Genomic DNA, 25,581 nt, shown 5'->3' with positions numbered 1-25,581 from the left:
ACGTCATGCTCGCATTGTTTCGTGCTTCAGCAGACAATGCAAATCCTTGTCGTTAAAATTGCTACAAGGCCCAGCTTGTTGGTTATCGGTTCTTGAAATACCGGAACAAGTCACGTTCACGGGTGATCAGCATCGCCATCGAGGCTCCGGCCAGTACGCCGACGAGTGCTGCCGCCGGAATCCGGGAGAGAATGCCGACAAGCGTCGTAGACGAGATGATGATGCCTGTTTCCATATGTGTCAGCGCCCACACGATCAACGGTGCCGTCACGATTATCGCCGAACAGCACCACATCAATGTTTCAAGCAGCATTTGCAGCCAGAGCGCGATTTTCGGCTCCCCGCAATGCATGGCTGACGCCAGTTCGAGCCGCCGGGCACGCACCGCGGCATATCCTGCGAACAACGCGGAGACGAACATCACAACGGGAGCGAGCGCGCTTTGCCTCTCCCGGAATGTCTTGACGGCATCGAGCTGCGTGCCTTGTGTGCTGTTGAGCTGGCTGATCGTAGGTTGCTGCGAGGCGTCCGATGACCACGAGGATACCGTGGATTGGAGCAATGACTGCATGGCGTCAGGCACCGGCCAGGCTTTGACCAGGCATTGGTCGAAATCGTCCGCAGCTGCGGGAACTTGGCTAAGCGCCACATAGTCGTAGCTGGTTGATCTGCCGTCATCCGGGTATTGGAACACCCCGGCGACGCGCACCCTGCCGCCAGCACGCAATGCGAGCCGGTTCCCCGCCCGAGCGTGCACAGACCGCGCGGCTTGCGAAGACAACCAGATGCCGTCGTAGTCCCGTGCAGTCAACGTCGCCCCACTGGACCGTGTCGAGGAGGCGAAGACGCCAAGCGCCCCCGTGGTGGCATCGAGCGAGGGGATGCCCGCAGATGGCAGGACGGCGGATGTGACCTTGTCGTTCCTCGACCGTAACGCGCCGGATGCGAGCACCCCGTCCACACTGGACAACCGTTCGCATGCTTCACCGCTAATCCTGCCTTTGAACTCGATGACGTACGTCGACGCGCCCGATGCGATATACCGGTCAACCTGCTGCGCTATTGACCGAATGCTGAACAGGTCGGCAGCAGACAACCCGCCGACCAACGCGGCGAGAATCAACATAAGCATGAACGCATGCGAGGTTCCGGACACGATATCCCGCCATGCTTCGTCCACGACACCACGCAGACGCATACGCCCTGTCTCAGCCGTATCCCGGTCAATGGCAGGCGCAACGGTATCTTGTTCCCGGCTCACTGGTAGTCCCTCAAATCGATGATGTCCGTGCACGCGTCGCGGGTGCGCGGATCATGTGTGGCGACCACGACAATCGCCCCTGATATCGACAACCCGTGCAAGGTTCGGTTCACGCTCGCCGCAGTCGCCAAATCAAGTTGTGCTGTCGGCTCATCCACAAGAAGCAGTCCCGCGTGGGAGGCGACCGCGCGCGCAAGCATCAGCCGCTGAGCTTCGCCACCGGACAGGTCACGGAACTGTTTGGCGGCAAGATGGTCAAGCCCGAACACGCGTAACAGTGACAAAGCGTGCTCTTCGGCTTCGTTCCTGCGGTCCCCGCGAGAAATATAGGGCAGTGCCACATGGTCGATGACTTTCCTACGCGCTACTCCATGAGGATTCTGCAATACCCAGCACACCCGACCGCATGAGACGCGTATGACCTTGCCCTGCGCTGGCTGCTGCCAGCCTGCGACAATGGACAATAGCGTGGATTTGCCCGAACCAGAAGGACCAACCAACGCATAGACGCGCCGGGGATACAGCGTCATGGTGATATGTCTGAACAGCCAGTCGTCCCCGTCGAAACTGTGCCCGACATCGTCAAGCTGGACATGGGCAGACCGCTCATCACAGGAATCGTCCTGAACCGTACTGGTTCCCGCCAATCCTGCAACCGCGGGTCGTATGGACTCGAGCTGGTCTTGCACGCTCATCGGCACGCCTTGCCCGTGCTGGCGGGAACATTGACGGAAGTCAAGGATGCGCCGGATTCCACGCTGACCATCGATTTGCCAAGCTGGGAGGCGACCACATGGACGGCGACCGGCTTGCCGCGCGAAACCACGCATGCCGAATCCGCAGAGACGTCATACATCGCCGCCGGCGGCACCGAGACCACGTTCAGCGTTTTGGCGAGCTTCCAGCGGTACGTAACGTTGATGGTGTTCGAAGCAGTGTCTTGTCCCGTGTCGCTCTGAGATCCTGCGGTATCGGAGGCCTGCCCGGAGGCTGACGGCTGTTGAGCGGCACGGTATTCGTTGCTCGCACCGATGGCGGAGAGCAGGGAGGCGTCGGTGCTGTCCGCTGTCCGATCGGTGATGGTGAACGTCGCTCCATTGACTTCCATGACCCGATCACCTCGCAACATCGAGGAGTCATTGCGCCGGAACGTCGCACGAACCGGTTGGCTGGTAGTCGTCAGCACATCGGCTCCCTGCTCGACATGCCCGCCATATCGGGCCTGGCACTCCTTGACAGTCACCTTCTGTTGGGGCAACCATGCAAACAACGACGTATCGATGCTCCACTGGCGCTCCTGCGTGGCGCTCTGCGTCCCAGCGTGTGCGGCAAGTGCATTGAAGGCTTTCACTGTATCCCACGTCATCACGTCCGAATCCGGGGCCGTATATCCGAGCCGTCTGAGCTCCGCATTGAGCGCCGCGATATCGCCGCCCTTCATGCCACTGGTCATCGTCCGATACGGTGGTGTCCTCAGATACAGCGCGAGTTGGGGTTGTCCGTCAACGGCAATGAACGCGGAGCCTGATTCGATGCTGCTCCCGGACGCGCACTGTCTCAACTCCGTAACTACTCCCCCAACCGGAGCGGCTACAGAACCGGATTCGCTGCGTTCCACCGTGACGGTGACGGAACGCTCGTCATCATATGGTTCCGATTGCACGACGAGCGTGCCCGCGCGCGTAGTCGACTCGAACGCGGCAGGTTCGGGCTCACGGGTGAGCAGGAATCCGCCGCACACGCCGGCCGCCAGCATGACGAGCGCGAGCAGCACGGCCACGGAGACTGACACCGTGTTGCGGCCAGCGTTCCGGTTTCCACCGGTTTTTTGGTGATGCATCCGCATTCTGTGCTCCTTCGTGCAGAATCGAAACGTTGTCATTATCGGCGGGGAGGAATCCGCAGTCAAATCCTTGTCGTGCAAATACCTACACGGTCGCGATACTGGCACTCACGACAAACATGGCTTTGCGGTACGATTACCCGTTTTTCGTTGATTTTCCGCCGATACGGCACCTCATCTCCCAAGCAAATCATGATTGCGCATCTCACATTTTGGCGCTTTTTTGGAATATCCTACGGAATGGTTTCCGTGAAACCCATCGTTTGACGCCAATCCGGCGGCGCCGACACAGAGCTATGCTGGTGTATGAATACCGTATTCGAACAAGCACAGAGCCAGGCACCATCATGAGCCAACAGCAGACACCATCCGCGACCGGCAGCGACCAGACGACGGGCACCGTGCAGGTCGTGCTCGTCGACAACGACATCCTGGCGCTGAAGATGCTGCGCGAGATCATGTCCGCGTGGCCGCGCGTCGCCATCACCTGGACCGAACATAACAGCTCGGACGCCTTCGACCACTACCGACAATGCGAATCCGGCATCCGCGATCTGCCGGACCTGTTCATCACCGACATCTCGATGCACGGCCTGTCGGGCGTCGATATGAGCCGAGCCATCCGCTACACCAACGGCACGATGCCGATACTCGGCATCACTTCATACGAGCCGACCCAGTTCTACCATGATGCCGCCGACGCCGGCATGCAGGCGGTTATCGGCAAGAACGAGCTGTCGGCCCTCAAAAGCATCATCATGGAGGTCGCGGACACCGGCGCTCTCGCCGTCCGACCGCCCTTCGAGGTACCGGGGCGGGCGCATCTGCGCATCCGGCAGGAAGGCCTGCCGTACATCCTCTCGCTGAGTCAGCAGGAAAAGCAGGTGCTCACCATGTGTTCGCACGGATATAGCAACGCCGATATCGCGCAGGTGCTCGACGTTAGCCCGTCGACCATCAACACCTACATCACACGCGCGTCGCGCAAGATGGGCGTGGCCAGCAAACGGGAGGCAGTGGCGTTATGGACGAAAACCATCGGACTGTAGGCGGCTCGCCAATGGCGAACATCAAGACCATGATCGCGCCCCGGGCCACGCAGCGGCTGCATCACCATAAGATGCATATCGCCCTATGCCTGGTGGCCACGATACTCATGGCCGCAGTACTGACGTTCCTTCCCGCAACGACACCCACACAGTGGATCATCTGCATCATCGCCTGCTGCTGCCCGCTGGGCATCGCCTTCGCACCGGTACCGATGTCCGTCATCTCATTCGCCGTGGTACTGCTACTGATGTTCACCCCCGGGATATCGCTATCGGATGCCGGCTCCATCATTCACATGCTCACACCGCTGGCCATAGGCACGCTCGCGTATTCGACACCCACCCAATGGTCGATCTGGGGTCTTGTCACTTCGATCGTCACCTTGCTGCTGGCTTTCGACCCCCGCGAAGCGCTCTCGCAGGGGGACGCGCTCTCCTTCTTCGTGCTGCTCGCCTCGTACATCGTCACGTATGCGATGTGCGCGTCCATCCGCACCATCGCCATCGACGATCGGCAACGGCACCGCGACGCCGAGCTGGAGCTGTTGCAAACACAGCAGGCACATCAGCGGGAAGTCACCAGATTCGCGCAAATGACCCATGACGCGGTCACGGCAAGCCTGTCGAGTATATTCCTGCTCGCGCAACAGCATATTGACACGTTGGACACGGCCGGCAAGACGGCGGATGCGTCAGACGAGGATTGGCGGACCGTCCGGCAGCTCAGCGAGAGCGCCCTTGCCAGTATCCGCTCGGTCATCAGGACCATGAACGCCTCGGACGAACGCCCTGAGGATCATCTGGATGGCGCTTTACACAACCTTCCGCTACCGCAGCGCATCGGCATCGCGATCGAGCAGGGGCAGCATCTGCTGGCCCCGCACCATATGCATGTCGATGTGCATACGTCAGGGCAGATATCATCTCCCGCCTGCACACGGTCAGGCGACGAGGCGGTGACCCTCATCGGGGAGATCTTCACGAATCTGCTGCGGCACGCGTCCCCTGACAGCGCGCCCATGCTCACCATCAGCTACGATGACGACAACATGTCGCTCATGCAGACGAACGCGCTGACGCACAAGAACACGCGCAGACACGGCACAGGCCGGCAATCGCCTGAAGCCTCGCAAGGCCCGGCCGCGAGCGGTGACGCCCTGCCGCGATCACAGAGCGGACTGCTCCTCCACCGTGGCGTCATCGAGTCGCTGGGCGGCGAACTGCGCTTCAACAGCGAGGACGAGACGTGGACGCTCTACGCGCGTATCCCCCTGCACCCCAACGTCTAACCCCAAAGCCTAGGCACAGTAGGCTGCTCGGGCACAGCAAGGCCGCTGCGCCCGAGCGTCGTTCAAAATGCTCCTGTCAGGCGACGCACCATGGAAGCCACTTGGGGCATGTCCCCAACAAGACGCTGATACTTGCGGGAGCCGGCGTCGCAAGCGCATCATCATACCGGGCACCGGTGATTCCCGTGGACAGCCCGCAGACACCGACGGCGATGGCAAGGCACATCGCCAATGCCGCACGACTGTCATGGTTGCGGATTGCAACCCCACGAACGATTCGCATCATCAACACCACCTGTTCGTTCATCTTGACACGTGTCACAGCACGTGCTGCAGGAAGTCCTTGAAGCGCGGCTCGCTCGGATGATCGATGATCTCCGGTCCGCCCTGTTCCACGACCACGCCACCGTCCATGAAGACGATCTGGTCCGCCACCTCACGTGCGAAACCGATCTCATGGGTGACGACCACCATGGTCATACCCTCCTTGGCAAGGTCGAGCATGACGTTGAGCACCTCGCCCACCAACTCCGGATCAAGCGCGGATGTCGGCTCGTCAAACAGCATGATCTCCGGCTTCATGGCAAGCGCTCGGGCGATGGCCACACGCTGCTGCTGACCGCCGGAAAGCTGCGACGGATAGTAGTCGAGCCGCTCCCCCATACCGACGCGGTTCAGCTCCTCGACCGCGATTTTGCGGGCTTCCTTCTTATCCATGTGCTTGACATGGACCGGAGCCTCCATGACGTTCTCGAGCGCCGTCATATGCGGAAACAGGTTGAAACGCTGGAACACCATGCCCAGCTTGGACCGCTGCGCGGCAACTTCCTTGTCGTTGAGGGTCTGCAGCACACGCTCTCCGCCCTTGTCGACGTACTTGTAGCCGATCATCTCGCCGTCGACGTCGATCTCTCCGCCGGTCAGGGTCTCTAGCTGGTTGATCAGACGCAGGAACGTGGATTTTCCGGAGCCGGAGGGTCCGAGGATAACGGTGACGGTTCCGGGCATGACGGTCATGTCGATGCCTTTGAGCACATGCAGGTCGCCGAAGGCTTTGTGCACCTGGACCGCTTTGACCGCGGGGACGATTTCGTTGGTTGTGGTTTCGCTCATGATCTTTCCCCTCACGCGGTCATTCCCGCGAACGTGGCTTCGTTCTGCTTGTCGACATCGTCCTTGTGTTCGCCGGAGGTCTTGCCCGGCAGTGGAGTCCGCTTGCCGCGGGATCCGGCGGGACGGGCGTCGAAGCCCTTGCCGAAGTGCTTCTCAAGCTTCGACTGGATGACCATCAGGATGGAGGTGATCACCAGATACCAGATGCAGGCCACGATCAGCAGCGGAATCGGCTTGTACAGACGGGTCGCGATCGCCGTGGTGGCGAACTGCAGTTCCAGCGTGAACGGCACCGCATTGACCAGCGACGTGGTCTTGAGCATGCCGATGAACTCATTGCCGGTCGGAGGGATGATGATGCGCATGGCCTGGGGCAGCACGATACGGCGCATGATCAGGGTGCGCTTCATGCCCAAGGCCTTGGCGGCCTCCGTCTGGCCCGGATCGACGGCTTCGAGTCCCGCTCGCACGATTTCCGCCAGATAGGCGGCCTCGTTCAGCGCCAAGCCCAGCCAGGCCGCGTTGAACGCCGTGATGACCGACTGGGAATCGATGCTCCAGAATTCGATCGACGTGAACGGGATGCCAATGCCAATGCGCGGCACCAGCACGGCGAACAGGCCCCAGAACACCAGCTGCGTGTACACAGGGGTTCCGCGGAAGAACCAGATGTAGAACCAGCTCACGCCTCGCAGCACCGGATTGATGGACTTGCGCATCACCGCCAGAAGCACTGCCAGAACGATGGCGATGGCCATCGAGATGACGGTCAGGAGCAGCGTGTACTTGATGCCTTCCAGCACGTTCTCGTTGAACAGGTACTTCCAGACCAGGTTCCATTCGAAACGCGGGTTGGTGATCAGCGCCTGCACCAGCATCGCGGCGAAAAGCGCGACGATGACGGCCGCCACGATTGGTCCCGTGCGCCTGACAGGCAGGGCTTTGATGCGATTGGGGATATCGAGGCCGTCGCCATCGATGTTGTTTTTCGCCATAATGCTGTCTTCCTTATATTTACTGTCGATTGTGTCAGTCGAGCTTGGTCGGATTGATCTCGGCCTTGTCGAGCGCGCCGGACTCGACGCCCCAGTGCTTGAGGATCTTCATATAGGTGCCGTCGTCCATGAGCTTCTGCACGGCCTTCTGCACCGCCTCCTCGAGCTGCGTGTCACCCTTCTTGAGAGCGATGCCCTGCTTGGCCACGCCTTCGACCTCGCCCAATGCCTCAAGCTGGCCATCGGTCTGGGAGATCGCGTAGCCGGCGACCGGGGAATCGGCGTAGAACACGTCCGCCTTGCCGGTCGCCACCGCGGTGGCCGCTTCCGCCTGACGCTTGTAGGACATCACCTCGGCCTTGTTGTCGGCCTTGCATCCCTTGGCGATCTTGTTGGCCTCGTCCTCCTGGACGGTGCCGGTCTGCACCGCGATCTTGGCGCCGCACATGTCGGACGTGTCGAGCTTCTTCGGATTGCCCTTCTGCACGGCCCACGTGGAGCCTGCACGGTAGTAGCTCACGAAATCGACGGACTGCATGCGCTCCTCGGTGATGGTCATGGCGGTGATGCCCATGTCGTACTTGGAGCCAATGGACGGGATGATCGTGTCGAACATGGAGGAGACGATCTTCGGCTTCAGGCCCAGCGTCTGGGCGATGGCCTTGGTCATATCCACATCGTAGCCAACCGGCGTCTTGCCGTCCTCGGCGTAGAATTCGGCCGGAGCGTAGGACAGTTCCATGCCGGCGGACAGCTCGCCATCCTTGACGGTCTTCGCCGACGCCGCCAGCTTGGCCAGCGCGTCATCCTTCTTGATGGTGCTCACATCGTAGCCGACGGTGGTGTTGGCCGTCTTCGTATCCTTTTTGGTGTCACCGGCGTCCGTGGTGCCGCATGCTGCGACGGAGAACATCATGGCCGCGCTCAACGCGAGCGCCGCGACGGACTTGAATTTCAACGACATGTCGTATTCCTTTTCCTTAGCTCTTCTCATCCACTGAACAATAGTCGTCCATAGTCCAACAAATGTCCAGTATTCCAAAGGCTCACGATAAAACCGCAATGATACGCCGACGTTAATCGGCAAAAACGTGGGGCACCGGCCGTACGCCGATGCCCCACATCCGTCAAAGCCGATGGGCCGTTCAGCCCAAATCCTTCGGATTGATCTCAGCCTTGTCCACAGCGCCGGACTCGACGCCCCAGTGCTTGAGGATCTTCATGTAGGTGCCGTCATCCATGAGCTTCTGCATGGCCGCCTGCACCGCCTTGGCCGTTGCCGAATCGCCCTTCTCGATGGCCACGGCCTCCTTGGTCACGCCGACGTCCTCGCCAAGGGCCTCAAGCTCGTCGCCCGTCTGGGAGATCGCGTAACCGGCGACCGGGGAATCGGCGTAGAACACGTCCGCCTTGCCGGTCGCGACGTTGGTGGTCACATCGGTCTGCAGCTTGTTCGACAGGACCTGGATTCCGGGTTTGCCGTCGGCCTTGCACTGCTTGACGGCCTTGTTGACCTCTTCCTCCTGCGTGGTGCCGGTCTGCACCGCGATTTTGAGGCCGCACGGGTCGGAGGTGTCCACCTTGTTCGGGTTGCCCTTCTTGACCACCCAAGTGGAGCCCGCCTTGAACATGCTGACGAAATCGACGGCCTTCATACGATCAGGGGTGATGGTGAACGACGAGACGCCGATATCGTACTTCGTGCCGATCGACGGGATGATCGAATCGAAATTCGATGTCTCGGGTTCGGCCTTGAGACCGAAGATGTTCGCGAGCGCCTTGACGATGTCCACGTCGAAGCCGACCGGCGTCTTACCGTCCTCCGCCAGGAATTCGGCCGGCGCGTACGACGTGTCCATGCCGACCGTGAGCTTGCCGTCCTTGGTGACGGAGGACGGCAGCATCTTGGCGATTTCCTCATCCTTCTTCACACCGGACACGTCGTATCCGGCGACGGATGACGAATCCGTCTTGCCGTCGTTCGCGGAATCCGTCTTGTCGGAGGTTCCGCAGGCGCCCATCGTCACGACCATCGCCGCGCTCAGTGCGAGCGCCGCCCAACCTTTCATGTTCCTCGTCATGGCAAGTCCTCTCTTCAACCCAGCCAAAACAACCAGCCAAACTGGCCACGCCAGATAACCTAAGAGCGAAATGCTACGAACGTATTAACAAACGACGGTTTTCAAGAAAAGAAGGTCACTCGTTGTCGCCGGGGGTGTTAATCTCCGGCTTGTCGATGGCGCCGTCCTCGACACCCCAATACTTGAGGATCTTCATATAGGTGCCGTCGTCGATGAGCTTCTGCAGAGCCTTCTGCAGGGCCTCGTCCATCTGCTTGTCGCCCTTCTTGACGACGATGCCTTCCGGAGCGATGCCTTCAGCCTTGCCGAGCATCTCGAGCTCGCCGTCGGTCTGGGAGATCGCATAGCCGGCGACCGGGGAATCGGCGTAGAACACGTCCGCCTTGCCGGTAGCGACATTGGTGGTCACATCGGTCTGCAACTTGCTGGAAATGACGTCAAGCGCCGGCTTGCCATCGGCCTTGCACTGCTTGGCCATCTTGTTGGCCGCGGTCTCCTGCATGGTGGCGGTCTGCACGGCCACCTTCTTGCCGCACAGATTGGAAGTGTCCACCTTCTGCGGATTGCCCTTCTTCACGGCCCAGGCGGAGCCGGCGTCGAAGTGGCTGACAAAATCGACGGCCTCAAGGCGTTCCTTGGTGACGGTGAACGATGAAATGCCGATATCGTACTTGGAGCCGACGGATGGGATGATCGAATCGAAATTCGCCGTCTCCGGATCCGCCTCAAGACCGAAGACGCCCGCCAGAGCCTTGGCGATGTCCACATCGAAGCCGACCGGCGTCTTGCCGTCGGACGCCAGGAACTCGGCCGGAGCGTACGACGTGTCCATGCCGATCGTCAACTTGCCGTCCTTGGACACGTAATCCGGCACGAGCTTGGCGATTGCGTCGTCCTTCTTCACGCCGGAGACGTCATATCCGGTCATTTCGCTGGATTTCGCGCCGGATTGCGACGAAGTGCCGTCCGCGTCGCTGGTTCCGCACGCCGCGCCGGTGACGAGCATGGCCGCTCCCAGCATGAATGCGACGGCCGATTTCAAGGTTTTCTCTGCCTGCATGTTCTCTTCTCCTATGGATTCTTCAGTGCGTATGACCGAACTCGTATCCTAGCCTAAAGAGGGCATGTTACAAAAAATTTCTTGTATCGGCGTTCTTTCAGCATGTGAAATCGGAAATTTTCCGATTAACGCACTTGCTTGTTGGCATATCGCATGGCACGCAACGCCTCACGCTTGTCCTGCTCCTCACGCAGCGACTGTCTCTTGTCGAATTCCTTCTTGCCACGGGCCAACGCGATCTCCACCTTCACACGACCATCCTTGAAGTAGAGGCTCAGCGGAATGATGGTGAATCCCTTGGCCTGGCTCTGCCGGGCCAGTTTGTCGATCTGCGCGGCATGCAACAGCAGCTTGCGCTTGCGCTTTGGAGCATGGTTATTCCACGTGCCATTCAGATATTCGGGGATATTCGCCCCCTCAAGCCACATCTCCCCACGACGGTCGATGGTGATGAACGACTCGGCCAACGACGCCCGTCCCTCACGAAGCGATTTCACTTCGGTACCGGTCAGCACGAGACCGGCCTCATATTTGTCCTCGATGGCATAGTCGTGACGCGCCTTCCTATTCTGCGCGATCGGCTTGGTTCCCTGTTCCTTTGCCATATCGGACCTCCTTTCCGGTTCCGCGGTTCACTATGCCTCACTGTATGAACCGTATACGAATGTCTGCAACGCGGCTTTCCCGACAATATCATGAAGGCGCGCCGCCCGATCATACGGACGACGCGCCTTCATACGCCCCATGACGTGGCCTGGATCAGTGCACGTACCAGAACTGGGAGGCGTTGGTCAATGTGCGGTACGACACCACATAGGGGCCGACCACATTCATCTCGGAGATGGTGATGGTGCTTCCGCTCACCGATTCGACGACGGCGACGTGTCCATAGAAGCCGTCCGCACCGGCCTGTCCGGGCAGGAATGACAGGGCCGCACCGACCTGCGGGTTGTGGTCCACGCGCAGGCCATATGACGGCGCGGTCAGATACCACTGGCCGCCATTGCCTAGATAGGAAGGCGTACCAATGCCCATCTGCTTACGACGGTTGTAGGCCCACCACGTGCACTGTCCGCCGGCGTAGGCGTTGCCGTAATCGCCGTTCGAGGTTCCCTGGCCGGTATTGTTGCTGGGCGTGGGTGTCGGCGTCGGGGTCGGAGTAGGCGTCGGCGTGCTGCCGCCGCTATTCGTGTTCGAATTGGTGTTTCCACCAGTGTTCGAATTGGTATTCCCACCCGTATTTGGCCTGCTGCCGCCGCTGGTATTCGGTCTGGTCTGTCCCTGGCTTCCACCGCTCGTCTGATTCGCGGCGGCCGCCTGTTCCGCGGCATACTGGCGATTGAAGGAATCGACCTGCGATTGCAACAGCACGGTCTGCGCGGCCTGCTGAGCCACGGTTCCCTTCAATTCCGACTGCTGGCTTTCCAAGCTTGCGCGACGCGTCTCGCCTTCCGCACGCAATTGGTCGAGCGCATCACGCTGCGATTGCGCATCGGCGGCGGCCTGCTGAGCCGAAGCGGCTTTCTCATCGGCCGTGGACTTCAGCTTGGCGATCTGCTTTTCAATCGCCGCAAGACGCTCGCCACGGTTCATGGACATGTTCAGCGTGTTCGCGGCATCCGTGGCCGCATTGGATTCCGTCCGTGACAAGGCATCGCGCGATTGCATGGAATTGATGAACTCCTGAGTGCTGGTGGCACCCGTCACCACACTCATCACCGTCGAGGCATCGGAACCATGAAGGTCCTCACGCGCCATCTGCGCCACAGCGGCGTGCGCGTCATCATAGTCCTTGCCGGTCTGTTCGATCTGAGCCTCGAGATTGGCCTTGTCCTTCTGGGCGGCCTCAAGACGGGAAGCTGCCGCTTCCGCCTCGTTCTGTGCCGAGGCGGCATCTGCGTTGGCCTGTTCCACAGCGGCCTGTGCCGCCGGAATCTTGGTGTTCGTCAGCTCGTCGAGCTCCACAATCTTGTCCGCCAAATCGGATTTCACACCGGCCAGTTGGGAACGAAGCTGGGCCTCGCGTTGGGCGCTTGCGGCCTTCTTGTTCTGAGCGTTCAGCAATTTGCTATAGGTATTCGCCGCTTCGGCCCGCTCAACCATGGGCGAGAACGGAGCGACTGCCATGGTGGCGCACATCGCACCTGTGGCAAGCATGGCTGCGACCGTCCTGCCGACTTTCGCGTTATTCATACCGTCATGTCCTTCCACTGTATCTCACACCTTATCATCATCACTTGTACGGAATCATCCGTTCCACCGCAGCCGCGCATCACGTACGCAGGTATTTGCGCAGGGAGACCATCGAGGCGATGATCGACAGAAGCACGGCCCCAAAAATAAGAATCGGGGAAACGTACAGCACCGACATCTGGTTGACGAAGGGAATCCATTTGATGGAATTCGCCAGTCCGTCCGTGATGAAGACCTTCACCAACGCCGACAGAGTAACGCACGACAACAGCGAGCCGACCAGCGAGGCGACCACGCCTTCCAGGATGAACGGCAGCCGAATCGTCCAATTCGACGCGCCGACCAATCGCATGATCTCCGTCTCGGTCTTGCGGGAGGCGGCCGACATGCGGATGGTGGTGCCCGTCAGCAGAATGGCCACGATGACCATCACCATTGCCAGCGACGCGGTGGCGACAGTGGCCTTGTTCAGCACGGCGAACACCGGTTCGAAGATTTGGCGCTGGTCGCTGACGGTGTCGACGCCGTCCTTGCCGGACAGCACTTCGGAGACCACCTGGTACTTCTCCGGGTTTTTCAGCTTCAGCCACAGCGAATCCTGCATGTCGTCCGCGGTCAGCGTACGCCCTTGATATTCGCCGTTGGGGTACTGCTTGAGGAACGTGTCCTTATAGAACTTCTGCTTGCTTACGAAAGTAATCTTCGAAACGTCATTGGACAGCTCGTTGCGGATGGTCTTCTGCAAATCATTGATTTGCTGCGTGGTGGCCGCGGTTCCCGATGAGCAGTTCACCGACTGGCTTGCGCCGTCGGGGCACATCCACACCACGACCTCGACTTTGGAATACCAGTCCCCCTTGGCTCTAGTGATCTGGGCCTGGGTCAGCACCGAGGCCCCGATGAACAGGAAGGAGATGAAGGTGACCAGCATCACCGAAAGCAGCATCGGCACGTTCCGTTTGAGGCTGTTCCAGGTTTCGGAAAGAATGAAACGCAGGCGCATCAGTCATCCACCTCGTCTTCCTTGCTGTTGTCGTCATGCCCGGTCGGAGGAACGGGCGACGCGGGCGGGGCCGGAGGAACCGGAGGTGTGGGAGGTGCTGGCGGTTCGGAAGCCGTCTCGGTGGCACCGACCGCGTCGGCTTCGGAGGCATCGGTCCCAGCCGGCCTCTTGAAACGGGCGTCCCCATCCTCATGTTCGGCCATCTCATCAAGCTTGAGGCCCTTGCCCCAGGTCAGCGTGGTCTCCACCGAGGCGAAGGCCTCGCCATAACGTCCGGTACGTCCGGAATGCACGGAATTCGCGAGACGCGCGATGCCCGCATCGCCCTTGCCGTCGGTCAGCGCCGCCGCAACCATATCGGCCGCGTTCACCGCGGTCTCGGCACGCGTCGAGCCTTCCACATCGACGATTCCGTCGGTGTCGTCAGTGGCTTCGATGGAATCGCGCTGACGGAACTTCGCGTTGCGGTCGGTGACACCCAACGCCTGCTGCGATTTCGACTCGACCTCGGCGTCCGGGAAGTACAGCGCGGAATCGTAGGAGCCCTGCTGCTCATCACGGACGATTTTGCCGGCGTGCAGCTCCACCACACGCTTGCGCATGGAGTTGACGATCTCCTCGTTGTGCGTGGCCATGACGATGGTGGTGCCGGTACGGTTGATGGCGTCCAGCACCTCCATGATGCCGAGCGACGTGGTCGGGTCCAGGTTACCGGTGGGTTCGTCGGCAAGCAGGATCTGGGGATGGTTCACATACGCCCTTGCGATGGCCACACGCTGGGCCTCGCCGCCGGAAAGCTCGTGGGGATAATTGTCCTCCTTGCCGGTCAGCCCCACGGTCTGCAGGACCTTGGGCACCAGCGATTTGATGGTGGAACGGTTCGTGCCGATCACCTCGAGGGCGAAGGCGACGTTCTCCCACACCGTTTTGTTGTTGAGCAGCTTGTAATCCTGGAAGATGAAGCCGATCTGTCGACGATAGTGCGGCACCTGCCGCACCGACAGGCGTCGCAGGTCGTTGCCGGCGACGCGGATCTCGCCGTCCGTGGCCTCCTCCTCACGCAGCAGCAGGCTCAGCAAAGTGGTCTTGCCGGAACCAGACGCGCCCACGAGGAAAACGAAATCACCCCGATCGATATCGAGATTGATGTCATCCAACGCGGGACGCGTGCCCTTCGGATAGACTTTGCTCACATGTTCAAGCGAGATCAGCGCCATCGTGTTCTTCCTCCGCCCGTCGCTTAGGCTTCCTGCTCCTCGGCCGCCGCACGACGCTGCTCATGACGCCAACGGATGCCAGCTTCGATGAACTCGTCGATATCGCCGTCGAAGACCGCCTGGGTCTGCGAGGTCTCATATCCGGTACGCAAATCCTTGACCATCTGGTACGGGTGCAGCACATAGGAGCGCATCTGGTCGCCCCAGCTGGCCTTGATGTCTCCGGCGAGCTCCTTCTTCTTCTTGGCCTCCTCCTCGTGGCGCAGCACCAGCAGTCGCGACTGCAGCACGGCCATGGCGGCGGCACGGTTCTGGATCTGCGAGCGCTCGTCCTGCATGGTCACCACGATGCCGGTCGGGATATGGGTGATGCGAACCGCGGAATACGTGGTGTTCACACCCTGACCGCCAGGACCGGAGGAGCAGTAGGTGTCGACGCGGATTTCGGAATCGGGCACGTCGATGTGGTCGGTGGCCTCGACCAACGGCACCACTTCCACGGCGGCGAAGCTGGTCTGACGGCGTCCTTGGTTATCGAATGGAGAGATGCGCACCAGACGATGGGTGCCGCCCTCCACGCTCAGTCGTCCATATGCGTACGGAGCGTCCACTTGGAAAGTGGCGGACTTGATGCCCGCCTCCTCCGCGTAGGAGGTATCCATGACCTTGGCCTTGTATCCGTTGCGTTCGGCCCAACGCAGATACATGCGCAGCAGCATCTGCGCGAAATCGGCCGCATCCACGCCGCCCGCTCCGGAACGAATCGTCACCACCGCGGAACGCTCGTCGTACTCGCCGTCGAGCAGCGTCTGGATCTCCATGTCGTCGAGGTCCTTCTGGATGCTTTCGACTTCGGACTTGGCCTCCGCAAGAGTGTCGGCGTCCTCTTCCTCCTGGCCGAGCTCGACCAGGGTCTCCACGTCCTCGATGCGCTGGCTTGCGGAGGCCAGACGCTTGAGCTGCGACTGCACGGCGGACAGCTTGCTGGTCACCTTTTGGGCGTTCTCCGGGTTGTCCCACAATCCCGGCTCCGCGGCCTTCACCTCGAGCTCCTTGGCTTCGGCGGTCAGCCGGTCGACGTCAAGCGCCTTGGAAATGGACTCGTATTTGGCGCGCGCCTCGCCAATCGCTTCGGAATAATCAAATTCTGCCATCGTTCACACCATACATTTCTTGTTGCGTTCTTGCTTTATTCTGCCATGGAGCCATACACGGCCCCGATGCGGTCCATAGGATTTTTTCCACGTGCCCACATACCCGTCCCATCGTGCCGGACCGCGAACCTGTCCGCGCACACTTGGAAACAGGGACCCGTTTCGGATCGCACCAGGTCGGGAACGTCAAAGACCCGCGTAAATGGCGGGAATGACCAGACACAGCAACATCGCCGCGGCGATGACGATGCACACCGTGCGCACCATGGTGCGCCGACGGCGTTCCCGTTGCTCGCGTTCGTCCCTGTAGTCACTCATACGCGCCACTATACCCGGTTATCCCTACTTTGCCGTTCGCCCGGAGGCTCCGGAATCATTTATGGTAGGGCTCCCCCGCGTTGATCTTGTAGGCGCGGTAGATCTGCTCAAGCAGAATCACGCGCATCAGCTGATGGGGGAATGTCATTTTGGAGAAGCTCAGCAGATAGTCGGCGCGTTTGAGAATCGACGGATCCAATCCCAACGAGCCGCCGATGATGAATTGGATATGGCTGGTGCCATGGAGTCCAAGACCGTCGATCTTCGCTGCGAGCTGCTCGCTGGTCAGTTGGGTTCCCTCGATGGCGAGGGCGATGACGAACGCATCGGAACGGATATGTTTGGCGATGCGTTCGCCCTCCTTGGCCTTGATCTGCCGCTCAAGCCCGTCGCTGGCATGCTCCGGCGTCTTTTCGTCGGCCACCTCGACGATGTCGAGCTTGCAATACCGGCCCAGTCGTTTCGAGTATTCCGCGATGGCGTCGCGCAAATACCTTTCCTTGACCTTGCCGACGGTGATCAGTGTGATTCTCAATTTTTGTGGAGCTTCTCGTTGAGCTCGATGCCGGTCTTGCGATAGCGCGCCTCGATACGGCCGGACACGGAATTGCGGATGAACAGGATGTTGTCCTTGCCGGAAAGCTCGGCGCCCTTGACGGTTTCGAGCGGCTCGCCGGCCGCGACCTTGGCCTTGTCGTAGATGGTGACCTTGGTTCCGGCAGTGACGTACAGACCGGCTTCGACCACGCAGTTGTCGCCCAGGGAGATGCCGATGCCGGCGTTCGCACCGAGCAGGGAATGCTCGCCGATGGAGTTCTTCAGCTTGCCGCCGCCGGACAGGGTGCCCATGATGGACGCGCCACCGCCGATGTCGGAGCCGTTGCCGACCACAACGCCTTGCGAGACACGGCCTTCGACCATGGAGACGCCAAGGGTGCCGGCGTTGAAGTTCACGAAACCGGCATGCATGACGGTGGTGCCTTCGGACAGGTGCGCACCCAGACGCACGCGATCGGCGTCGCCGATGCGCACGCCGGACGGCACGACGTAATCGACCATACGCGGGAATTTGTCGATGGACAGCACGCTCACGTCGACGTGCGGAGCCAACGCGGCACCCGCCTGACGCGTGGTGGCCATCACGTCAAGTTTGCGCAAAGCGAAATCCTCGACCGCGAACGGACCGTAATTGGTCCACACCACATTGTTCAGCTTGGCGAAGATGCCATCAAGGTTCAAAGTATTCGGCTTGGCCAGACGCATGCTCAGCAGGTGCAGACGCAGGTAGGCGTCCGCCGCGTCCTCGATCGGCTCGTCCAGCTTGGATACGGTGAAGACCGGCACACGGCGCACTCCACGTGCATCGGCCTCGGCATGCGCGATGGCGCCGAAATTATGGTTCGGACGCGCGGATTCGGCTGGCGCCTGTCCCAGCTTGAGTTCCGGATACCAGACGTCCAGGGTGTTGCCGGCGGCATCGATGCTCGCCAGACCCCAGCCCCACGCGGTACGCTGATCAGTCATGTGTACGCTCCTTTGAGGATGCCGGAACCATGGGAGGTTCCGTTCGTTGGATTCTTCGGTTCCTTGAAACACTGTAGCGGCAAGTCGCGGCAGACGCGGACGCAGGTCCGAAGGCCGGTTCCGCGCACACGCCGGAACCTGCGGTCAGCGCTGGTCCATCGGCACGTAATCGCGCTTCGTGTAGCCGGTGTAGACCTGGCGCGGACGACCGATCTTGGTGTTCGGATCGGCGAGCATCTCACGGTACTGCGCAATCCAGCCGGGGATGCGTCCAAGCGCGAACAGCGTGGTGAACATGGCCGGGTCGAAACCGATGGCGCGGTAGATCAGTCCGGTGTAGAAGTCGACGTTCGGATACAGGTGGCGGGAGACGAAGTAATCGTCGTTCAATGCGATCTGCTCCAGCTCAGTGGCCACGTCGAACAGCGCGCGCTCGTCGGCCGGTAGCTTCAATGTATCGGAGCGGGCCATGATCTTTTCCAAATAGCTCTTGGCGATGGCCGCACGCGGATCGTACGACTTGTAGACGCGGTGCCCCAGTCCGGAAATGCGCTGGCCGTTGGCCTTGGCATCCTCCACGAACTCCCTGACGGTCTTGCCCGAATCGCGAATCGCCTTGAGCTGGCGGAGCACGGCTTCGTTCGCGCCGCCGTGCAGCGGGCCGGACAGCGCATTGATGCCGGCCGCGATTGCGGAATACAGGTTGGCGTGTGCGGAACCGGCGATGCGCACCACGGAGGTGGAGCAGTTCTGTTCATGGTCGGCGTGGATGATGAGCAGTCGGCCGAGCGCGTGCACGTACAGCGGGTCGGATTCGAACGGCTCATATGGTACGGCGAAGCACATGCGCAGGAAATCATCGACGTAGCCGCGCGAGTAATCCGGGTACAGCATCGGCTCATCGCGGCGGCGGCGGAAGATGTAGCTCACGATGGTACGGGCCTTGGCCATGATGATGGTCGCCGCCTCGTCAAGCTGGTCGGAGTCGTTGATGTCCGTGGTGTCCGGATAGAAGGTGGCGAGCGCGTTGACGGCGGAGGCCATCACGCTCATCGGATGCGCGGTGCGCGGGAAGGAGCCCATGAAGGTGCGGAAGTCCTCCCCCACCATCGTGCGGTGGTTGATATCGGAGATGAAACGGTCGTACTGCTCCTTGCTGGGCAGTTCGCCGTGGCGCAGCAGCCACGCCACTTCCAGGAAGTCGGACTGCTCGCATAGCTGTTCGATCGGATAGCCTCGGTAGCGCAGGATGGAGTTCTTGCCGTCGATGTACGTGATTTTCGATTCGCACTGCGCGGTGGTCAGGAAGCCCGGATCGAGCGTGACCCAACCATCGTTGCGCAGCGTGGACACCACGATGCCGTCCGCGCCCGCCGTGGCCTCGACCACCGGCAGGGTGAAGTCCTTGGATTCCACACTCAGATTGGCTGTGGCCATATGTTCACTCCTTACCGATTAAAAAAGTATCGTCAACTATATGGCATACGCGTTTCGGCATGCTTCCATCGTCTCAAAAGCGAACGTTCCCGCATCGTTTCCGAAGCTGTGCAACGGTCAGAACGATGAAAGGGCCGTGCGTGTGATCGCACGGCCCTTGACGGGTATGTCGCTACGGACTAGTCGCGGACGGTGAGAATTTCCGGACCATTCTCGGTGATGGCGATGGTGTGCTCGCTGTGCGCGCCACGGGAGCCATCCTCGCTCTTCAGGGTCCAGCCGTCCTTCGGATCCTGGTAGATCTCGTCGGTGGTCTTGAGGAACCACGGTTCGATGGCGATGACCAGGCCCGGACGCAGCTTGTAGCCGTGATGCGCCCTGCCGTCGTTCGGCACGTGCGGATCGCCGTGCATGATGCGGCCCACGCCGTGGCCGCCGAATTCCAGGTTGATCGGATAGCCGTATTCGCGTGCGACGTCGCCGACGGCGCAGGACACGTCGCCCAGACGATTGCCGGGCTGCGCTGCGGCGATGCCGGCTTCCAGCGCCTCTTCGGTGCACTTGATCAGACGCAGGTCGTCGGGATGCTGCGTGCCGACGCAGAAGCTGATGGCGGAATCCGCGACCCAGCCATCGACGTTGATCGCCAGATCGAGGCTAATCAAGTCGCCGTCCTTCAGGTTGTAATCGTACGGAACGCCGTGCAGCACGGCATCGTTCACTGACGTGCAGATGTAGTGGGCGAACGGGCCGGTGCCGAAATCGGGCGCATAGTCGACGTAGCAGGATGTGGCACCCTTGCGGTCCACGATACGCTTGTGGACGAATTCATCGATTTCCAGCAGATTGGTGCCGACTTTGGTGAAATCCTTCAGGTCGCGCAGGATGCCGCCGACGAAACGGCCCGCGGGCTTCATCGCTTCAATCTCTTTGGGAGTTTTCAGTTCAATCATGCCCTCAACCCTACTTCGCGGGCCATACAGCGCGAAGCCGCATTCCTCCTGCCGGATTTCGTCCAGACGATTGGCCGGAACGCTCCGTCTTGTCACCAAAGATGGATAGTGTGAAGCCATGAGCACTACTACGAATTCTTTGGTTTCAGGCATCGATCCGGCATCGTTCTCCGCCGTGACCGGTCCTGCGCAGGATCTGTTCCGTTACGTCAACGGTCCGTGGATCGACATGTACCGCCTTCCCGACGACCGTTCCCGCTACGGGTCCTTCGACAAGCTCGCCGAGGACGCGGAGAGCCAGATCCGCGACATCCTCGAGGAGGATGGCTGCCCGGCCGTCAAGTCGCGCGCGCTGTACAAGAGCTTCCTCGACGTCGACGCCATCGACGCCGCCGGACTTTCCGCCATCGAAGACCAGCTGGCCGCCATCGACGCGGCCGGAGACAAGACGGCGCTCACCCGCGCGCTTGGCGCGATGAATCCGGCCGGCGGCCCCGACCTGCTCGGTATCGCCGTCTACGGTGACCCGGGAGCGCCCGAGACCAACGTCATCCACATCGAACAGGACGGTTTGGGACTGCCGGATGAGGCATACTACCGCGAGGACCACTACGCGCCGATCCGCGAGGCGTATGTCGGTATGGTCTCCAAGCAGCTGAGGAACGCGCGTCTCGCCGCCGACGCGGACGACGCCGACGCTCAGGCCAAGCGTTTCCTCGACGTCGAGACGCGCATCGCGTCGAACCATTGGGACAACGTGGCCACCCGCGATTCGGTGAAGACCTACAATCCGACCGATTACGCCGATCTGCAGGCGACGCTCGCCGATTTCGACCTCGGCGCATGGATCGAGGCATGGCAGACCGCCTACGATGCGACCACGGCCGCCGCCGCGCAGCCTTTGGACCTCCGCGGCTCGTTCGAGCACACGATCGTCCATGAGCCGAGCTTCCTTACCGGAATCAACGCATTCTGGAAGGAGACCCCGCTGGACGACCTCAAGCTGTGGGCCCGCGTGCATGTGATCATCGGCTCCGCCGTGGAGCTTCCCCACGAATTCGACGAAACGAATTTCGATTTCTATGGCAGGACGCTGTCCGGCCAGAAGGAGCAGCGCGTCCGCTGGAAGCGCGGCGTCTCGCTGGTCAACGGCGTCTGCGGCGAGGACGTAGGCCGCGAATACGTGAAGCGGCACTTCCCCGAAACGTCCAAGCGGCGCATGGAACAGTTGGTCGGCAATCTCATCGACGCCTACCGCGTGTCCATCTCCAGCTCCGCCTGGCTTGGCGAGGAGACCAAGAAGAAGGCTTTGGAGAAGCTCTCCAAGTTCGTGCCGAAGATCGGATACACCAACCATTGGCGCGACTACTCCGCACTGGACGTGCGCGAGGACGCCGGATTCGCGGAGAACATGCGTGCCGCGAACCTGTACGAGACTGGTTACCAGCTGGCCAAGGTCGGCAAGGCCGTGGACAAGGACGAATGGCTGATGAACCCGCAGACGGTGAACGCGTACTACGAGCCGACCATGAACGTGATCGTGTTCCCGGCCGCCATCCTGCAGCCGCCGTTCTTCGACCCGGACGCGGAGGACGCCGCGAACTACGGCGGCATCGGCGCCGTGATCGGCCATGAGATCGGCCACGGTTTCGACGACCAGGGCGCGCAATACGACGGCGACGGCAAGCTCAACGACTGGTGGACCGAAGAGGATAAGGCCAATTTCAAGGCGCTCACCCAGAAGCTCATCGACCAGTACAACGAGTTTGTGCCGACGCAGCTTGCCGAGAAGTACGCCGACGACCCATCCAAGGCCCCGCACGTCAACGGCGCGCTGACCATCGGTGAGAACATCGGCGACCTGAGCGGCGTGAACATCGCGTTGAAGGCTTATGCGTTCGCGCTGGACGAGGCTGCAGGCCGTAGCAAGGACGGTTCGATGGAGGCCATCGAGGCCTCGCTCGCCGAAGCCCCCGAGATCGACGGCTTCACCGGTCTGCAGCGTTTCTTCCTGAGTTACGCCTCGATCTGGCGCACCAAGAACCGCGACGAGCTGGCCGAGCAGTATCTGCAGATCGACCCCCACTCCCCCGCCGAATGCCGCACGAATGGCATCGCCCGTAATGTGGACCTGTTCCACAAGGCGTTCGATGTGAAGCCGGGCGACGGCATGTGGCTCGAACCGGAACAGCAGGTGCGCATTTGGTGACGGAGCACGCAAGCGGTTCCATCGCCGGATAATCGTCAGAATCCATCGCCGTCGAACTCCTCCTGTGGGACTTCGGCGGCGTTTTCATCCATGCCGACGGGCCGCTCGTCCCACGTTTCGGCCGGATCGGCATTCCGCTCATCCAGCACCTCGACCGGAGCCGCCTCCTGCGGCCGGTCGTTCCGCACGTACGGATCGTGTGTGGAAGTCCGCTCCACGCGCGCGTCCTGCCCATCGTTCTGCTTGGCGAACCTACGCAGCGTGGACACCCCGTAATTGAGGTCATGTCCCGCCGCATTCGCCTCCATGACGAGCTTCGACTGGTGTTTGCCGTTCTGATCCACCCAGTTTTCCGAAGCCAGGACACCGGATACGATGACCGGTTCGCCTTTTTTGAACGATTGGCAGATGCTTTCGGAAAGTCCACGGTAGGCTTTCACCGTGATCCATGTGGTGGGCAGGTCCTTCCACTGCTGCGTCCGGCCATCGAAATAGCGTCTGGTGCTGGCCAGACGGAACGAACTGGCATGCGGCATGCCTTCCCGATTGAACTGGGTGGGGTTTCCGCCCACATATCCCGTGACGGTGAGGAGCCCTTGCTGCTGTGCCATGACCGGCCTTTCTACTCGATGGAAATGGTCCGCGGAAAGCGCCGAAGCCGGCGCGGAAGCGGCACACAGTCGGAGGTGGGTGTTGAGAGAGGAGCTCTGCGCGCCCTCCCCGCGTCCTTGCGTTTCCGCGGTAGTCACCACTATCTTCGACACACACGCATGCCCGCAAGCCCAAACGGCGAATGTGGATAACCTAAGGCGTTCCGGGCGAGTCGTGGATAGCAGGTGGATAATTCCGACTTTTCCACACCCATCCACAATTCATATGCGAGCAGGGCTTTTGCGATGTTCCCCATAAAAAAACGGAAGACCACGCATTACGCATGGTCTTCCGTAGTCGAATGACGCCGTATCGGTCCGACGTCACATGCTCGCCGACATACCGCTACTTGAGCAGCGCCGCCACCCGGTCGGCGATGGACTGCGCGGCGTCCGCGACCGGCACCGCCTCGGCGTTCTCGCCATTGCGGTCGCGCACCTCGATGGTGCCGTTGTTGACGGTATCGCGTCCGGCGACGGCGATGATCGGCACGCCGATGAGCTCGGCATCCTTGAATTTGACGCCCGGAGAGACCTTCTTCCTGTCGTCGAAGATGACCTCGATGCCCTTGTCCTCAAGCTCGGCGATCAGTCGTTCGGCGGCTTCGAACGCGGCGGCGTCCTTGCCCGTGGCCACCACATGCACCTGCGCGGGGGCGATGACTGCCGGCCATGCCAGGCCCTTCTCGTCGTGATGCGTCTCGGCGATGCAGGCCATCACACGGGAGACGCCGATGCCGTAGGAGCCCATCCACACCGGAACCGCCTTGCCGTTCTGGTCGAGCACCTTCAGGCCGAGCGCGTTGGAGTACTTCAGGCCAAGCTGGAACACCTGGCCGATCTCCACGCCACGTTCGAAGCTCAGAGGGCCGGAGCCGTCCGGGCTCATATCGCCGTGGCGGACCTGCACGGCCTCGACGGTGCCGTCGGCCTCGAAGTCGCGGCCGTACACCAAGTCGTAATAGTCCACCTCATGCTCGTCGGCGCCGGTGAACCATGCGGAGCCACGGGCGATGTGCGCGTCCACGAGGTAGCGCAACGCGTCGCCGGTCTCGTCGGCGTTCTCGGCCTTCTTGCCGCCACGGGCCTGCGGGCCGAGCGCCATCGGGCCGATATAGCCCTTGACCAGCTCGGGGTGCTTCTTCAAGTCCTCTTCGGTGGCTTCCTCGATCTCGGCGGGAGCGAACTGCGCCTCAAGGCGCTTCATGTCCACCACACGGTCGCCGGGCACGCCCACGACCACGAGTTCGCGCCACGGCTCGTCGTGGTTCTTGTCCTCGGCGTGCTTGACCGCGATGACGACGTTCTTCAGGATGTCGCTGGCCTGCCATGCGCGGCCGTCGCTGCGCGGATGGTTGGCGTTGGCGAACTCGACCATCTTGTCGATGGTCTCGGCGTTCGGCGTCGGACGCTTCTCGGCGGCCGGGGTGTCAGAATAATCGATCGCCGCCGGTTCCGGAGTGGTCAGGGCCTCGACGTTCCACGCCTTGCCGGACGGGGACTGCGCGAAGGTATCCTCGCCGATCTCCATCGGGGCGAGAAACTCCTCGGATTCGAAGCCGCCCATCGGACCGGCCATGGCGTGCACCGGCACATAGTCGAGGTCGAGACGCTTGAAGATGCGCTCGTACGCACCACGCTCGTCCATGTAGGCCTTGACGAGGCCCTCTTTGTCGAGGGTGAAGGAATAGGCGTCCTTCATGATGAATTCTCGGCCGCGGATGAGGCCCGCGCGAGGACGGAACTCGTCACGGTACTTGGTCTGGATCTGGTACAGGGTCACCGGCAGGTCCTTGTACGAGGAGTACAGGTCCTTGACCAGCAGGGTGAACATCTCCTCGTGGGTCGGCGCCAGCAGGTAGTCGGCCTCGTGGCGGTCCTTCAGACGGAAGATGTTGTCGCCGTACTCCTCCCAACGGTGGGTGGCCTCGTACGGCTCACGCGGCAGCAAACCGGAGAAGTGGACTTCCTGGGCATTGATCGAAGCCATCTCCTCACGGATGATGTTCTCGATCTTGTTCAGGACATTGAGGCCCAGCGGAAGCCAGGTCCAGATGCCCGGAGCGGCCTTGCGCAGATAGCAGGCGCGCTGCAGCAGCTGGTCCGACACGACGTCGGCATCGGCGGGATTCTCGCGCAGCGTGCGCAGGAACATGGTAGACATACGAAGTGCTTTGGTCATACGCCCAAAGTTACTCAGGCAAGGAGACGTAACGGCGTGGAACGGCCGCG

At 61.2% G+C, this 25,581-nt stretch carries 23 protein-coding genes; 3 read left to right on the top strand and 20 right to left on the bottom strand.

The window, feature by feature from the left end; genetic code table 11:
- Window positions 1-82: 82 nt before the first annotated feature.
- Genes AC1ATL_RS02855 through AC1ATL_RS02845 form a run of 3 tightly spaced genes read right to left on the bottom strand, consistent with a single transcriptional unit; the run spans window position 83 to window position 3,101 of the window.
- Entirely contained in the window at window positions 83-1,261 is a 1,179-nt protein-coding gene (locus AC1ATL_RS02855; protein ID WP_003808457.1) for a hypothetical protein, read from the bottom strand.
- Complete coding sequence (locus AC1ATL_RS02850; RefSeq protein ID WP_003808456.1) at window positions 1,258-1,956, bottom strand: ATP-binding cassette domain-containing protein; 699 nt, start codon at window positions 1,954-1,956, stop codon at window positions 1,258-1,260. The genes AC1ATL_RS02855 and AC1ATL_RS02850 overlap by 4 nt, the downstream gene beginning before the upstream one ends.
- A complete protein-coding gene (locus AC1ATL_RS02845; protein ID WP_368094132.1) occupies window positions 1,953-3,101 on the bottom strand; it encodes a hypothetical protein in 1,149 nt (382 codons plus the stop codon). The genes AC1ATL_RS02850 and AC1ATL_RS02845 overlap by 4 nt, the downstream gene beginning before the upstream one ends.
- A 350-nt stretch (window positions 3,102-3,451) precedes the next feature.
- Here AC1ATL_RS02845 and AC1ATL_RS02840 point away from each other — a divergent pair, with 350 nt between their 5' ends.
- Together AC1ATL_RS02840 and AC1ATL_RS02835 are read left to right on the top strand one after the other, a co-directional pair.
- On the top strand, window positions 3,452-4,153 hold the full coding sequence (locus tag AC1ATL_RS02840; RefSeq protein WP_476568257.1) for a response regulator transcription factor: 702 nt from the start codon (window positions 3,452-3,454) through the stop codon (window positions 4,151-4,153).
- An 11-nt stretch (window positions 4,154-4,164) separates the two neighbouring features.
- The gene (locus AC1ATL_RS02835; RefSeq protein WP_476568255.1) at window positions 4,165-5,442 is read left to right on the top strand and encodes a sensor histidine kinase; all 1,278 of its coding nucleotides are present in this window, start codon (window positions 4,165-4,167) and stop codon (window positions 5,440-5,442) included.
- A gap of 318 nt (window positions 5,443-5,760) precedes the next feature.
- On the opposite strand, the gene AC1ATL_RS02830 is transcribed toward AC1ATL_RS02835, so the two are convergent.
- The 15 genes from AC1ATL_RS02830 to map form a co-directional block, all read right to left on the bottom strand.
- Window positions 5,761-6,555, bottom strand: coding sequence for an amino acid ABC transporter ATP-binding protein (locus AC1ATL_RS02830; RefSeq protein ID WP_432623772.1), 795 nt, complete (start codon window positions 6,553-6,555; stop codon window positions 5,761-5,763).
- An 11-nt stretch (window positions 6,556-6,566) separates the two neighbouring features.
- On the bottom strand, window positions 6,567-7,550 hold the full coding sequence (locus tag AC1ATL_RS02825; protein ID WP_432623774.1) for an amino acid ABC transporter permease: 984 nt from the start codon (window positions 7,548-7,550) through the stop codon (window positions 6,567-6,569).
- 34 nt (window positions 7,551-7,584) lie between these two features.
- On the bottom strand, window positions 7,585-8,514 hold the full coding sequence (locus AC1ATL_RS02820) for an ABC transporter substrate-binding protein (RefSeq protein ID WP_476568252.1): 930 nt from the start codon (window positions 8,512-8,514) through the stop codon (window positions 7,585-7,587).
- A gap of 181 nt (window positions 8,515-8,695) precedes the next feature.
- Window positions 8,696-9,631 (bottom strand): ABC transporter substrate-binding protein, encoded by a 936-nt coding sequence (locus AC1ATL_RS02815; protein ID WP_476568250.1) that lies wholly within the window; start codon window positions 9,629-9,631, stop codon window positions 8,696-8,698.
- Between the two features lie 115 nt (window positions 9,632-9,746).
- The gene (locus AC1ATL_RS02810) at window positions 9,747-10,691 is read right to left on the bottom strand and encodes an ABC transporter substrate-binding protein (RefSeq protein WP_476568248.1); all 945 of its coding nucleotides are present in this window, start codon (window positions 10,689-10,691) and stop codon (window positions 9,747-9,749) included.
- A 125-nt stretch (window positions 10,692-10,816) separates the two neighbouring features.
- Complete coding sequence (gene smpB / locus AC1ATL_RS02805) at window positions 10,817-11,296, bottom strand: SsrA-binding protein SmpB (protein ID WP_432623782.1); 480 nt, start codon at window positions 11,294-11,296, stop codon at window positions 10,817-10,819.
- A 154-nt stretch (window positions 11,297-11,450) separates the two neighbouring features.
- Complete coding sequence (locus AC1ATL_RS02800) at window positions 11,451-12,884, bottom strand: CHAP domain-containing protein (protein ID WP_432623784.1); 1,434 nt, start codon at window positions 12,882-12,884, stop codon at window positions 11,451-11,453.
- A gap of 79 nt (window positions 12,885-12,963) precedes the next feature.
- Window positions 12,964-13,887, bottom strand: coding sequence for a permease-like cell division protein FtsX (ftsX, locus tag AC1ATL_RS02795; RefSeq protein WP_476568245.1), 924 nt, complete (start codon window positions 13,885-13,887; stop codon window positions 12,964-12,966).
- Window positions 13,887-15,104, bottom strand: coding sequence for a cell division ATP-binding protein FtsE (ftsE, locus tag AC1ATL_RS02790; protein ID WP_476568243.1), 1,218 nt, complete (start codon window positions 15,102-15,104; stop codon window positions 13,887-13,889). Before ftsE ends, ftsX begins: the two co-directional genes overlap by 1 nt.
- Window positions 15,105-15,127: 23 nt before the next feature.
- Complete coding sequence (gene prfB / locus AC1ATL_RS02785; RefSeq protein WP_026646290.1) at window positions 15,128-16,258, bottom strand: peptide chain release factor 2; 1,131 nt, start codon at window positions 16,256-16,258, stop codon at window positions 15,128-15,130.
- 186 nt (window positions 16,259-16,444) lie between these two features.
- Complete coding sequence (locus AC1ATL_RS02780; RefSeq protein ID WP_432623791.1) at window positions 16,445-16,576, bottom strand: hypothetical protein; 132 nt, start codon at window positions 16,574-16,576, stop codon at window positions 16,445-16,447.
- A 55-nt stretch (window positions 16,577-16,631) separates the two neighbouring features.
- Complete coding sequence (gene rlmH / locus AC1ATL_RS02775; protein ID WP_432623793.1) at window positions 16,632-17,111, bottom strand: 23S rRNA (pseudouridine(1915)-N(3))-methyltransferase RlmH; 480 nt, start codon at window positions 17,109-17,111, stop codon at window positions 16,632-16,634.
- Window positions 17,108-18,100, bottom strand: a complete 993-nt coding sequence (dapD, locus tag AC1ATL_RS02770) for a 2,3,4,5-tetrahydropyridine-2,6-dicarboxylate N-succinyltransferase (protein ID WP_476568240.1) — start codon at window positions 18,098-18,100, stop codon at window positions 17,108-17,110. Before dapD ends, rlmH begins: the two co-directional genes overlap by 4 nt.
- A 144-nt stretch (window positions 18,101-18,244) precedes the next feature.
- Window positions 18,245-19,537, bottom strand: coding sequence for a citrate synthase (locus tag AC1ATL_RS02765; protein ID WP_476568238.1), 1,293 nt, complete (start codon window positions 19,535-19,537; stop codon window positions 18,245-18,247).
- Between the two features lie 179 nt (window positions 19,538-19,716).
- Window positions 19,717-20,490: a type I methionyl aminopeptidase gene (gene map / locus AC1ATL_RS02760; protein WP_026646286.1), complete on the bottom strand. Its 774-nt coding sequence runs from the start codon at window positions 20,488-20,490 to the stop codon at window positions 19,717-19,719.
- A gap of 118 nt (window positions 20,491-20,608) precedes the next feature.
- Here map and AC1ATL_RS02755 point away from each other — a divergent pair, with 118 nt between their 5' ends.
- Entirely contained in the window at window positions 20,609-22,699 is a 2,091-nt protein-coding gene (locus AC1ATL_RS02755; protein WP_476568236.1) for a M13 family metallopeptidase, read from the top strand.
- Window positions 22,700-22,734: 35 nt separating this feature from the next.
- Here the strand turns inward: AC1ATL_RS02755 and AC1ATL_RS02750 are convergent, their stop codons facing one another.
- Entirely contained in the window at window positions 22,735-23,310 is a 576-nt protein-coding gene (locus tag AC1ATL_RS02750) for a single-stranded DNA-binding protein (RefSeq protein WP_476568234.1), read from the bottom strand.
- A 385-nt stretch (window positions 23,311-23,695) separates the two neighbouring features.
- Window positions 23,696-25,531, bottom strand: a complete 1,836-nt coding sequence (locus AC1ATL_RS02745; RefSeq protein ID WP_476568232.1) for a proline--tRNA ligase — start codon at window positions 25,529-25,531, stop codon at window positions 23,696-23,698.
- Window positions 25,532-25,581 lie beyond the last annotated feature (50 nt).

Source organism: Bifidobacterium sp. LH_743 (assembly GCF_056355775.1).
This window is presented reverse-complemented; position numbering and strand designations above follow the sequence as displayed.

Bases quoted from the DNA above. Each gene is read 5' to 3' on its own strand.
- prfB (WP_026646290.1), bottom strand. From the start codon at position 16,258: ATGGCAGAATTTGATTATTCCGAAGCGATTGGCGAGGCGCGCGCCAAA.
- ftsE (WP_476568243.1), bottom strand. From the start codon at position 15,104: ATGGCGCTGATCTCGCTTGAACATGTGAGCAAAGTCTATCCGAAGGGC.
- AC1ATL_RS02825 (WP_432623774.1), bottom strand. From the start codon at position 7,550: ATGGCGAAAAACAACATCGATGGCGACGGCCTCGATATCCCCAATCGC.
- AC1ATL_RS02840 (WP_476568257.1), top strand. From the start codon at position 3,452: ATGAGCCAACAGCAGACACCATCCGCGACCGGCAGCGACCAGACGACG.
- AC1ATL_RS02750 (WP_476568234.1), bottom strand. From the start codon at position 23,310: ATGGCACAGCAGCAAGGGCTCCTCACCGTCACGGGATATGTGGGCGGA.
- AC1ATL_RS02830 (WP_432623772.1), bottom strand. From the start codon at position 6,555: ATGAGCGAAACCACAACCAACGAAATCGTCCCCGCGGTCAAAGCGGTC.
- AC1ATL_RS02765 (WP_476568238.1), bottom strand. From the start codon at position 19,537: ATGGCCACAGCCAATCTGAGTGTGGAATCCAAGGACTTCACCCTGCCG.
- dapD (WP_476568240.1), bottom strand. From the start codon at position 18,100: ATGACTGATCAGCGTACCGCGTGGGGCTGGGGTCTGGCGAGCATCGAT.
- AC1ATL_RS02755 (WP_476568236.1), top strand. From the start codon at position 20,609: ATGAGCACTACTACGAATTCTTTGGTTTCAGGCATCGATCCGGCATCG.
- map (WP_026646286.1), bottom strand. From the start codon at position 20,490: ATGATTGAACTGAAAACTCCCAAAGAGATTGAAGCGATGAAGCCCGCG.
- AC1ATL_RS02845 (WP_368094132.1), bottom strand. From the start codon at position 3,101: ATGCATCACCAAAAAACCGGTGGAAACCGGAACGCTGGCCGCAACACG.
- AC1ATL_RS02745 (WP_476568232.1), bottom strand. From the start codon at position 25,531: ATGACCAAAGCACTTCGTATGTCTACCATGTTCCTGCGCACGCTGCGC.
- AC1ATL_RS02815 (WP_476568250.1), bottom strand. From the start codon at position 9,631: ATGACGAGGAACATGAAAGGTTGGGCGGCGCTCGCACTGAGCGCGGCG.
- ftsX (WP_476568245.1), bottom strand. From the start codon at position 13,887: ATGCGCCTGCGTTTCATTCTTTCCGAAACCTGGAACAGCCTCAAACGG.
- AC1ATL_RS02780 (WP_432623791.1), bottom strand. From the start codon at position 16,576: ATGAGTGACTACAGGGACGAACGCGAGCAACGGGAACGCCGTCGGCGC.
- AC1ATL_RS02835 (WP_476568255.1), top strand. From the start codon at position 4,165: ATGGCGAACATCAAGACCATGATCGCGCCCCGGGCCACGCAGCGGCTG.
- AC1ATL_RS02800 (WP_432623784.1), bottom strand. From the start codon at position 12,884: ATGAATAACGCGAAAGTCGGCAGGACGGTCGCAGCCATGCTTGCCACA.
- AC1ATL_RS02810 (WP_476568248.1), bottom strand. From the start codon at position 10,691: ATGCAGGCAGAGAAAACCTTGAAATCGGCCGTCGCATTCATGCTGGGA.
- smpB (WP_432623782.1), bottom strand. From the start codon at position 11,296: ATGGCAAAGGAACAGGGAACCAAGCCGATCGCGCAGAATAGGAAGGCG.
- AC1ATL_RS02850 (WP_003808456.1), bottom strand. From the start codon at position 1,956: ATGAGCGTGCAAGACCAGCTCGAGTCCATACGACCCGCGGTTGCAGGA.
- AC1ATL_RS02820 (WP_476568252.1), bottom strand. From the start codon at position 8,514: ATGTCGTTGAAATTCAAGTCCGTCGCGGCGCTCGCGTTGAGCGCGGCC.